The organism is Streptomyces sp. NPDC037301, assembly GCF_055602785.1.
The window spans coordinates 1-9796 of record NZ_JBVJWD010000086.1 but is presented as its reverse complement, the minus strand read 5'-3'; the positions used below and the strand labels follow the sequence as shown (position 1 = coordinate 9796).

The window sequence follows — 9796 nt, the reverse complement described above, 5'->3', positions numbered from 1 at the left end:
TCGTTCTCGACCGAGAGCACAATCCCATCTCTGCTCGGGGTTGCTTTTCTCGCCCCGTTGCCTCCATCCCCCCCCTTTTCCCCCCCCCCCCCCCCCCCCCCCCCCCCCGGGACCAGTGAGCTGATCGACTCCGGTGTCACCCAGTGTAGATGAACTCGTCGACTGGACTGGTGGGGGACGAGTAGCCGTTCACGGTCACGGTGATGTCCACAGTCGTGCTCGTGGGCTTGCCCGACGGGGGTGCTTTGGCGACGATCTTGTCCGAGTCGAACTGGACGGATGGCGAGGTGTTCTTCCCGAAATGCACGGTGGCGCCTTTCGCGAAGCCCCCGCCTGCGATGGTGATCGAGTCGTTGGCCCTGCCCCTGTCCGGTGTGATGCCGGTGACCACCACGGGTTCGGGCCCGCCGTAGGCGAACTGCCCGAGCGGGACGGCCGGGGAGGTGCCCAGGGGGTTGGTGACGTACACGTCGACGACGCCGGTCCCGTCGGGCACCTCGGCAGTGATGGTGCCGTCAGGGTTCATCTTGGGGGGTTTCTGGCACGGGACGGGGCCGAAGTCGACGTCGCAATCCTTGCTAAAGTCACGGCCCTTGATAGTGACCTGTGTGCCCGATGCGCCGAAGTTGGGGGTCACGCTGGTCACCGCCGGCGGCCCGGAGAGGACGGGCGCATCCAGCAGTCTGAGGTAGGTTGAGTTGGCGTGCTGAAATTCGACCTGGCCCAGGAAATCCGCAACCGAGGCCTTGACCAAATTGTCGTCGCGGATCTTGCAGTCGGTGTTCTTGCTGACGGCAGTGCCCGGCTGAACGTAGACATTGTTCCCGCGCAGAGTTGCGATCGCCCCGAGGAGCACCTTCACGTCGAGGGTCGCTGCTGGTCCGGGATCCGGGTACCAACTCTCCGCGGTGGGGAGATCGGCCCAGGCCAGCGGCACCACGTCGTAGGCGTTGACGTAGCGCTGGTTCATGCTCCCGAACTGGGAGGTGAGGTAGCCGGCGAAGCTCTCCGGACCGGCGGTGGGTGCCGCGAAGGTGACCATCCCGAACTGCGGCTGGCTTTTCTGCCAGGTCTGCGCCTTCAGGTACAGCGCGACCATGGTCGCGATGCAACCACCCAGGCTGTGACCGATCACGTAGACCGTCGGCTGCGGTACCCCCGTCAAGAGCCCAGCGAGCGCCTGCACGAGATTGGAGCCGGTGTCGAGCGAACGCATGTCGACGACCTGAGTGAACGCGTCCATCGCCCCCTTCGACACGGAGATGGGGGACTTCGACCCGCTGGCGGTGAACGGCACCACCGTGCCGACGTCAAGGTCTTCGAGAATATCGGTCACGCTGGCGATCGTCCCGCGGACGACCACGGCAAACTGGTTCGAGCCGTCGTTGTTCTTGGCGATGTACGCCATGTTCGCGTTGTCCGGGCTCAACGCGAGCCACGTCGGTGTCCAGCTTTTCGTCAGGGGGGAGGACAACTGCCGGGTGATGCCGAGCTTGATCCGCTCGGTCTGCGCTTGCAGGGTCTCCCCCGACGGACACGGAGTCGCTCCAGTTGCCGCGATCGCGGCCAGGGTCATGGCAACCTGAGGCGTGATCGGAGTGGACTGTTATGCCGCCGCCATGGTCGCTCCTCAAGTCTTCAGCCATCGTCAAACATCTCCATTCCAATGCATTTGCATGCTCAGTGTCCTGACGGATGTCAGACTCTTTGCGCTCTCTGGTTCACTCGTTCGGAATAGGGGCCGACCAGCGGGACCTTACAGTCGGTGACGACCAGGAAGACCTTCGCCGTCCCGGTCCAGTCGAGGTTCCGGTTCATGACCATACGAACCAGAACGGCCGCCGCGGAACCGGTGGCCGGCGCATGCACCCGCACGGGAGCGGTCGGCCGTGCACCCCCATGGGGCAGCGAACGGACGAGTCGACGCAACTCGGCGCGCTTGGCCGGCGGCAGTTGGCTGGCCGCTTTCATCGCTCCCGGGATCTCGCCGCGAGCCTGGGCGTCCCGTGGGGCGAGATCGTCCGGTACCGCCGCGCCCGCGATCACGAACAGGTCAGCGGCATGCAGACCGAGCACGGGCGAGCAGCGACGGGGTGGGCTGGACACCCTCCAGCACCCTCAGCAGCTCTCTTTCGGGAACTCCTGCCTGGTCGGACAGGGAACCGGCACCCAGATTCCTGACATCTGCCAACCGCGCGATGAGCGCTCCGAAACCCGGATATCCCGTCATGCGGCCGGAGTAGAGCGGTGATCACGCAGGTGTCCCGTCAGGACTGCCGGTTCACTGTGATCACCCCGAACGGTAGGAAGGCCCGACCGCTCCAGGGCGCGTAGGCCGGAATACCGCAGTTCGGAAACAGCAACCCTGCGCCAGTACCGCTGCGTACCAAGGGGTGCTGCGACGCCTGCCACACCGGCTACGTGCCCAGCCCCGACACCTACATCGCCTCCCCAGCCCCGGTCACGCACCGGCTGGCCGCATAGCGCGAGCCCCGTCCCAGCCACACAGGCCGGGACGGGGCTCCCAACGGACGGCCGCGCATCGGCGAAGGACCGGCCGCCCGCTCCCTTCACCCTTTCGAGATCAGAGAAGATCCAGCATGCACCGTCCCGCCACCTTCGCGGCCCTGCTCGGACTGACCCGCGCCGCCAGCGCGATCGGCGATTTCTGGGTTAACGCGGCGAAGGCTGTGTCCACCCTCCTCGGTGTCTCGCTTTCGAGGGGAGATCGACGGCCGCCGTCAGTTCGAGGTTCGGCTCGTGTGTCTCGGTTGATGGGTACCGATGTTGCGCCTCGAAGTGCACTCCTGGGGGTGACGGCATGATGCCCGCAGCCGTGTTCGCCGCAGTGTTCGCGGTGCTGTTCGCCGCCCATGTCTGGGCGGATCATTGCTGGCAGACAGACAAATGGGCAGCGGACAAAGGCCGTCCCGAACCCGGGTCCGGCGGTCCGACCGCTGCTGAGTCGTGGCGCGCTCTGATCGCTCACATCGCCGTCTATCACCTGGTCATAGCCGTGATGCTCGCGGTGACGACGGTCCTGCTCGACCTTCCCATCGGTTGGACCGGGGCCGCGGCGGGGGATCGCGTTCTCGGCCGTCACCCACGGCTTTTTGGGACCGCCGATGGCCGGTCAGGGCATGGATGGTCCTGACCGGCAGTGGCGAGTTCGCGAAGAACCCGCAGGGCCGATACTCCGTCGACCAGGCCCAGCATGTTTTCTACTTGTGGGTCTCGGCCCTGCTGATCACCCTGACGTGACATCAGCGGCGAAGCAGGGGGACGCCCTTGGCGTCGTCCCCCTGATGAGGATCTCTGGAATCGGCCAGGACTACTCGTCGCCCCACTTGCTCCGTTCCTGAAAGGAGTGGGGATCGGAAGTGAGCGCCGACCTGATCGAGGTCAGCCCTGGGACGCGAGCCCTTCCGATAGACCGTGCAGTCACCTGTCTCAGGCCAGCCCCTCACGCACGTCCATGAGTTGTCGTCTGGGTCAGGCAAGGTGGACCGGTTGTGCCTGCTCGGCCCGGCGTCTGCGCAGGTGTACCGTCCGCGCCGAGCTCAGCGCGCTCGGTGTCAGTCGTCGATGGCCTGGTAGAGCGTGGCCCAGAAGTCGTGGATAAGCCGCGCCGAGTCCGGGGTGGACATCCCGACCTGGGTGAGCAGAATTCCGGTGAGCTGGTTGTCCGGGTCGGCGTAGGTCGTGGTGCCGGTACCGCCGTCCCAGCCGAACTGGCCGATGGGCGCGTGGTCGCCACGATAGGTGCGCACTGCCATCCCGAAGCCCCAGCCGCCCTGCTGCCCTTGGCCGACCGTGATGTGGGCGATGTTCCTGTACATGGTGGCCCGGGCAGCTTGCTGCTCAGGCGTGAGGCGGTTGGTGGTCATCAGCTCCACGGCGGGCCGGGACAAGATCCGTTCGCTGCCGTGCATGCCGTGGTTCAGCAGCATCTGGAAGTAGGCGTGGTAGTCGTCGGCGGTGGAGACCAGCCCGCCGCCGGCGCCCTGGAACGCCGGAGGCCGGCTGGTCCTTCCGCCTGCCGCCTCGTCCCACACGAGGAACTCTCCGGTCTGCGGGTCGGGCCCGTAAAGGGGCGGCAGCCGGTCGATCTTGTCAGCGGGCACGTGGAAGGCGGTGTCCTTCATCCCCAGCGGATCGAAGATGCGTTCGCGCAGGAACGCCTCCAACGGCTGGCCCGTGACCCTGGCGACAAGCACGCCGAGTACTTCGTTGCTGAGGTCGTACTGCCACCGCTCTCCGGGCTGGTACGACAGCGGCAGCTCGCCGAGGCGGCGCATCCACTCGACCGGGTCGGGCGCCGGCCCGGAGGCCACGCTGTAGTCGGTCCGCTCGAACGTCGCTGCCCTGATCGGAGAGTCCAGCAGATCGAAATCCACTCCGAGCCCGAACGTGGAGGTCATCAGGTCCCGTACGGTGATCGGCCGCTGGGCTGGCACGGTGTCCTCCAGCGGGCCGTCGGGCCGCTTCAGCACCCGGCGGTCGGCGAGTTCGGGCAGCCAGGGGTCCACCGGCTCGTCCAGCCGCAGCCTGCACTCGTCGAGCAGGACCATCGCCGCCGCCATCGTGACCGGCTTGGAGGTGGACGCCATCCGGAAGATCGTGTCCCGGCGCATGGGAGGGCCACCGTCATGACGCATCGTCCCGATCGCTTCGACGTGCGTCCGGCCGCCGCGGCTGACCAGGGCGACCAGCCCGGGAATCCTCTTGGACTCGACATGGCGTGCCAGCACCTCGCTCAGTCTGCGGAGCCCTGTTTCGGAGAAGCCGCTGTTGCTTTCACTCATCATGAATGTCCTTGTCTGCATGTATTCGCTCCCCTGGAACCCTCCGCCGGGAGGAGAGGACCGAGCCCCCTTCGAGGCGGCCATGCGATGAGCGTGCACCCTGACCCAAGGTCAAGGTCAACTTCTATCGCGGCCATGGGCTGACCGGCACCGATCGCAGGCTTACCGGGCCTGGAACCGGCTTTGACCGCCGGTCCGCGCCGGTCGGCACGCCGAGATCGCCGCCGAGCCCCACCCACTCCACGCCGCGCTCGACCCGGTCCTCGACACGTTGACCGTCCCGGTGCGGTACGTGGCCGCTCGGCTGCCACCCTCGGCGACGAGGGTGATGAGCGGGAACACATGCGCGCTACCCTCGCCCCTGTGATCGCCCGCAACCCGTACCTCAAGGTGAGCGCGAAGGTCGCCGGCGCCCACGGCTCAATCCTGCGCAAGGACTCCCGTGCCGTCGACGGCGCGGTTCGCGAGACCGCAGCCGCCCACGATCTGGAGGTGTGTTGAGCCGATGGCAGACGGATTGACGATCGGTCAGGCGGCGGCGTTCGTCGGCGTCACGATCAAGACCGTGCGGCACTATCACCGGCTCGGCCTGGTCGCCGAGCCGGAACGTGACGGTTCCGGCTACCGCCGTTACGGGTCGGCTGATCTCCTCCGGCTGGTTCAGGCCCGGACCCTGGCCGGGGCCGGCGTGCCACTGGCCGAGATCGGTGACCTGCTCGACGCCGAACCCGAGCGGTTCGCCGCCACCCTGGACGGCGTCCATCGCCGACTCACCGAACAGATCGAGGACCTGATCGCGCGCCGCGACACGCTGCACCGGCTCGCCCAAGGCGACAGGGCCCTGCTGCCCGACCGGGCCTGCGCGGTCCTGGACCGACTCGCCGATCTCAGCTTCAGCCCCGACTACGTGGCCACTCAACGGGAGGCCCTGGTGCTGGCCCGGGCACTGGTCCCGGAAATCTTCGACAGCTTCCTGACCCGGCTCGAACACGGGCTGGACGATCCCGAGTTCGTCGACCTGACCAAGCGCGGCTTGGATGCGACGTCCTGGGACCTGGACGACCCGCGGATCGAGGAGCTGGCGTCCGCGCTGGCCGACAAGCTGCTGGCCGACCGCGCTCTGCTGGCGTTGCCGACCGGGTCTCAGAACCAGTCCGACGCCGCCTCCCGGTACGGACTGGTCAACCACCACCGCGAAGACCAGGAGCCGTCCATCGCCCGATTGAACGCACTGGTCGAGGAGAACCTGCGCGCAGCCGGCATCGACATCCCGCATCAGTGACGGCCGCCCAGCAGGCCCCGGTGCCGCGGCGGGACGCCCGCCTTGCCCCGCCGCGTCCGAACCGGAATCTGCCCGGCGGACGCACTCGCCCGCCACGGGCACCTCCCTGAAGATGCCATTGCCGAGCACCCCGGCCGGCTCCTGTCCGCACTCAGCGCAGGGCGGGAGCGACACCTCGCCAAAATGACCGCCCCATCAGCTCACGGTCCTGTGCAGGGGACTTCGAGCATCCGCGCAAGGGACGCCGGGAGCTAACCGTCGCACCGGCGGTCAAAGACTCAGGCTCGGCCCCGGCCAGGTGGCCCTGGCGGCAGGTCAGACGGCATGTGGATGGGGAGATCCATCGAGCAGGTCCGGCGTCACCCCCGAGCAAGGGGTGACCGTTTTCAGGGAGTGCCATCACCCCTGCCCCTGTTCTGTGACGTGGGTCGGGAAAGTACGGCTGAACGTACTCAGCTCACGGCGGAGCCGCTGGATCTCGTCGTCCTTGGCCGCCAAGACCGACAGGGCCAGCTGGTGCCGCTCCTTGAGCTGGCTGAACTCGGTGTGAGTGCGGACGAGTTTGCTGGTGAGCCTCTGGTTGGGGTCCCGCAACCGAGCGATCCGCGCCTCGCGTGGGTCGGGTTGCTGGCCTGCGGCCCTGGCGGCGGCCCGCCGTTTCTCGAACTCATCCCTGAGATGGCCCCAAGCTCGGTAGAGGGCGGCGCGCGAAATACCCGCTTCGCGGGCGAGCGTCTTGACGTCACATGCCCCGCCGGGAGGGATCTGGCCCATGAGGAGCCGGTCGATAGCCGCGCGGATCCGCCGTTCGGCCTGGTCACGCTGCTCTGCGCTGAGCCCCACGTCTCCCCGCGCTTCTCGTGAGATTGTCAGTCACGCCAAGCACAATGTGCCCATAAGTTACGACCTGGCTGTCTGGGAGGGGCTGCGCCCTGCCGACGATGCGGCGGCTAGCGCGGCCTTTGAGGATCTCTATGCTGAGTTCATGGGAGACCAGAGCGTCCCGCCGACCGCATTGATCAGGCAATACGTCGGCGAACTGGCGAAGCGCTGGCCCGACCTCAGCCCCGATGACGACGACGAGGACGAAGACGCGAGCCCTTGGTCTGACGGGCCGTTGATCAACAATGCCAGCGGTCCTCTGTTCTGCTTCGGCATGGTCTTCAGCAAGTACCAGCAGGCCGCGCAGTTCGCTGCGGAACGGGGCCGAGCACTCGGCCTCGTCTGCTTCGACCCTCAGGATGGGCGTCTCGTCACCTGACCACGTCGTCACGGGATGCCGGCCGCCTTGTCGATGCCTTCGAGGGCCCGCATGGACCGTTCATGTTCGGCCCGCAGCCGGTTCTTCTCACTGACCGGGATGCGCGGGCTGGCCAGCAGGGCGGTGCCGTTGTCCGCTGCGGTCTGCCAGACGGGCCGGTGCAGGAGATGGTGGGTGGCCTGCGGACAACGGGAGCTGTCACACATTCCCGTCAGCGGAGCCGCCGCTGACTTGGCGCCGGCCAACTTGAGACACAAGGCTTTGGCCGGGTCCTCGAACCAGCAGTAGTTCGCGGCGGAGAAGTGCAGGACCACGGCCTTCTTCTTGAGCAGCAGTTCGACCTGCCGGTCGGTGATCACCTTGGCCGGGCCGGGCTCGTGTCCTTGGAGTTCGTCCTCGACCGCGCGGAAGGCAGCCATCAGAGCATCCGCTCCGGGACCGGCAGGCAGCTGCCCCTCTTGGAACTGGCGGAACGCTTCAACGGTCCGGTGCAGTTTCTCGTCCGCCTCGGCTTTCTTCCACTCCTGGTGGAAGACGGCCTGGGCGCCCCCGGGCCGGCGAGCGTATCCCTCACTGGTGACCACAGACAGCTGCTTGAAGTGCAGCATCGTGGCCAGCAGCCCACCGGGCCGAGCTGCCAATTCAACCGCGAGAGTCCGGCGCAGGCTGCGGGGATGGACCGGCCGGTCAGGGATGGGCTCCAGGCCAAGGCGTTCGCCGGCCGGTGATGCCACCCACCGCCGCAGCCAGTCCATCGCCCCATTGCTGTTGAAGCCGTGGAAAGCGCCGAACAGCAACTGCCCGGGCTCGGCATCGGTCAGCTGCCCGGCCAGAGAGACGGCGCGGACGACCTCCTCGACGACGACCCATTCATCACGCTCGCCGCCCCAGCGGCGGCCCTTGACGGCCTTGCCGACCGGCGATGCCGGGCTAGTGACCGGATTGCCCTCAGTACCCCTGACCAGCAGGGTGCCCCCGTCCCGGCTCCAGCGCAGCTCGTACGTGCCCGCGGCAATGGGGCGGTAGCCGTCATCAGCCTGCCAGGAACCCGACGGCAGCCAGGCAATGCCGGTCGGGCCCACCGCGTACACCTCGCCGCTGCCGGCGAACAAGAACGACGTCTCCCGCACAACGGCTGTGCAACCGTGCGGGCCTGTGCGGTGAAGAACGTGGTAATCCGAACTGAGGTCGCCCAACACGCCGAACGCACTGCCCAGTCCGGCTACGGCCGCCAGCAGGCCACGTATGAATCGTGACAGAGTCACACGACGCGGTGTCGTCCGGTCAGCCTCCGGCCGGTGCCGCGCGGCAGCGACACGCATAAGGACCAGCGACACGAAGAGCAGGGGTTGCGCTCACTGCCCAACTGGGGATCACGTGCCCAAGGACGACGAGCAACACGCTGCTCCAGCCCGCAGCGACGGCGAGGAACAGGCACCCCGTGGCGATGGCCGGGTACAGGGCTGATCGCGTCACTCGGCTGGTACGGCATTACTCCGTTTCCATCAGCGCACCCTATGGCCTCGCCAACTGGGCTTGGTGTGGCGTGTGGACAGGATCACACCGTCTTGTCGAGAACCGTGACAACCTGGTCGCCCGAATCACCAAAGCAGGCCGCGAGGGATCGCTCGGTAAAATCGGAGGGCTTGAAGGCAGCCTCGCCAGCCCAGAGGAGAAGCTGGCGCAGCTTGATGCGGAACGGCTCCGTCAACGCCAAGTAACCGATCTCGGCATGCCTGGCGCTCTGTCGGAGGGCACTCGATCACGTGAGCATGAAGCTCCGGGAGCGCGCTCTCGCGTCACGGCAACGAGCGTGTGAGCCACACCACTTCACCGCTGTCGTCCGTGGAAACGTGATCCCGCTCGAACCCGAGCTTCTCAAGGACACGGAAAGACAGTGTGTTCCACGCGCCGACGGTCGCCCAGAGCCGTTTCCGCCCGGTCGCGATAGCGGCATCGAGCACCGCGCTGGCCGCCTCGGTGGCGTAGCCACGCCCATGCGCGCGCTGGAACAACTCAAACGCGATTTCCGGCTCCTCCACGGTGGAGCGGCCGATGATCAGCCCGCAGTAGCCGATGAAGTCGCCTTCGTCACGGCGCTGGATGGGCAACAGGGCGATCCCCGTCGTCGCCGTCGCGGTGAGCAGCTCCGCAATGGACGTCCGGATGTGCTCAACCGTGGGGGTCCCCTTGCCGCGTTCGGAGAGGAGGGCGCAGAACTCAGCGGCGTCCGACTCGGCCCACGGCCGCAGTATCAGCCGCTCGGTCTCAAGGTGGAACGACATCGTCTCGTACGTAGTCATGCCCCCACTTTGCCCCACGGATCACCACGAACTACAGCTGGAGTATTAGTCCCTTCAGTTGTAGTTCAGGGCGAGTTCGAGGTTGCGGCGTCTGCGGTGGTGTTCGTTGGCGATGGCCTGGTGCTGCCGTCTCCAGTGTGACCAG

At 67.0% G+C, this 9796-nt stretch carries 11 protein-coding genes; 4 read left to right on the top strand and 7 right to left on the bottom strand.

The annotated features are described in order from the left end of the window. Nucleotides 1–136: 136 nt before the first annotated feature. Together ACZ7IB_RS46285 and ACZ7IB_RS46280 are read right to left on the bottom strand one after the other, a co-directional pair. Nucleotides 137–1576, bottom strand: coding sequence for a lipase family protein (locus tag ACZ7IB_RS46285; RefSeq protein WP_470921189.1), 1440 nt, complete (start codon nt 1574–1576; stop codon nt 137–139). Nucleotides 1577–1698: 122 nt separating this feature from the next. Next, entirely contained in the window at nt 1699–2106 is a 408-nt protein-coding gene (locus ACZ7IB_RS46280; protein ID WP_470921187.1) for a hypothetical protein, read from the bottom strand. A 715-nt stretch (nt 2107–2821) separates the two neighbouring features. On the opposite strand from ACZ7IB_RS46280, the gene ACZ7IB_RS46275 reads away from it, so the two are divergent. Further along, nucleotides 2822–3154 (top strand): DUF3307 domain-containing protein, encoded by a 333-nt coding sequence (locus ACZ7IB_RS46275; protein ID WP_470921186.1) that lies wholly within the window; start codon nt 2822–2824, stop codon nt 3152–3154. Between the two features lie 421 nt (nt 3155–3575). On the opposite strand, the gene ACZ7IB_RS46270 is transcribed toward ACZ7IB_RS46275, so the two are convergent. Then, the gene (locus tag ACZ7IB_RS46270) at nt 3576–4805 is read right to left on the bottom strand and encodes a serine hydrolase domain-containing protein (RefSeq protein WP_470921204.1); all 1230 of its coding nucleotides are present in this window, start codon (nt 4803–4805) and stop codon (nt 3576–3578) included. A 342-nt stretch (nt 4806–5147) separates the two neighbouring features. On the opposite strand from ACZ7IB_RS46270, the gene ACZ7IB_RS46265 reads away from it, so the two are divergent. Together ACZ7IB_RS46265 and ACZ7IB_RS46260 are read left to right on the top strand one after the other, a co-directional pair. Then, entirely contained in the window at nt 5148–5306 is a 159-nt protein-coding gene (locus ACZ7IB_RS46265; protein ID WP_266816795.1) for a hypothetical protein, read from the top strand. A 4-nt stretch (nt 5307–5310) separates the two neighbouring features. Next, the gene (locus tag ACZ7IB_RS46260; protein ID WP_470921184.1) at nt 5311–6087 is read left to right on the top strand and encodes a MerR family transcriptional regulator; all 777 of its coding nucleotides are present in this window, start codon (nt 5311–5313) and stop codon (nt 6085–6087) included. Between the two features lie 399 nt (nt 6088–6486). Here ACZ7IB_RS46260 and ACZ7IB_RS46255 read toward each other — a convergent pair whose 3' ends face one another. After that, on the bottom strand, nt 6487–6930 hold the full coding sequence (locus ACZ7IB_RS46255; protein ID WP_470921183.1) for a hypothetical protein: 444 nt from the start codon (nt 6928–6930) through the stop codon (nt 6487–6489). 46 nt (nt 6931–6976) lie between these two features. Here ACZ7IB_RS46255 and ACZ7IB_RS46250 point away from each other — a divergent pair, with 46 nt between their 5' ends. Next, nucleotides 6977–7348 carry a hypothetical protein gene (locus ACZ7IB_RS46250; protein WP_470921182.1) on the top strand — a complete coding sequence of 124 codons (372 nt, stop codon included), beginning with the start codon at nt 6977–6979 and terminating at the stop codon, nt 7346–7348. A gap of 8 nt (nt 7349–7356) precedes the next feature. On the opposite strand, the gene ACZ7IB_RS46245 is transcribed toward ACZ7IB_RS46250, so the two are convergent. From ACZ7IB_RS46245 to ACZ7IB_RS46235, 3 genes are all read right to left on the bottom strand, one after another. After that, entirely contained in the window at nt 7357–8460 is a 1104-nt protein-coding gene (locus ACZ7IB_RS46245) for a hypothetical protein (RefSeq protein WP_470921181.1), read from the bottom strand. 446 nt (nt 8461–8906) lie between these two features. Next, the gene (locus ACZ7IB_RS46240; RefSeq protein ID WP_470921179.1) at nt 8907–9065 is read right to left on the bottom strand and encodes a hypothetical protein; all 159 of its coding nucleotides are present in this window, start codon (nt 9063–9065) and stop codon (nt 8907–8909) included. 82 nt (nt 9066–9147) lie between these two features. Then, nucleotides 9148–9651 (bottom strand): GNAT family N-acetyltransferase, encoded by a 504-nt coding sequence (locus tag ACZ7IB_RS46235; RefSeq protein ID WP_470921177.1) that lies wholly within the window; start codon nt 9649–9651, stop codon nt 9148–9150. Nucleotides 9652–9796 lie beyond the last annotated feature (145 nt).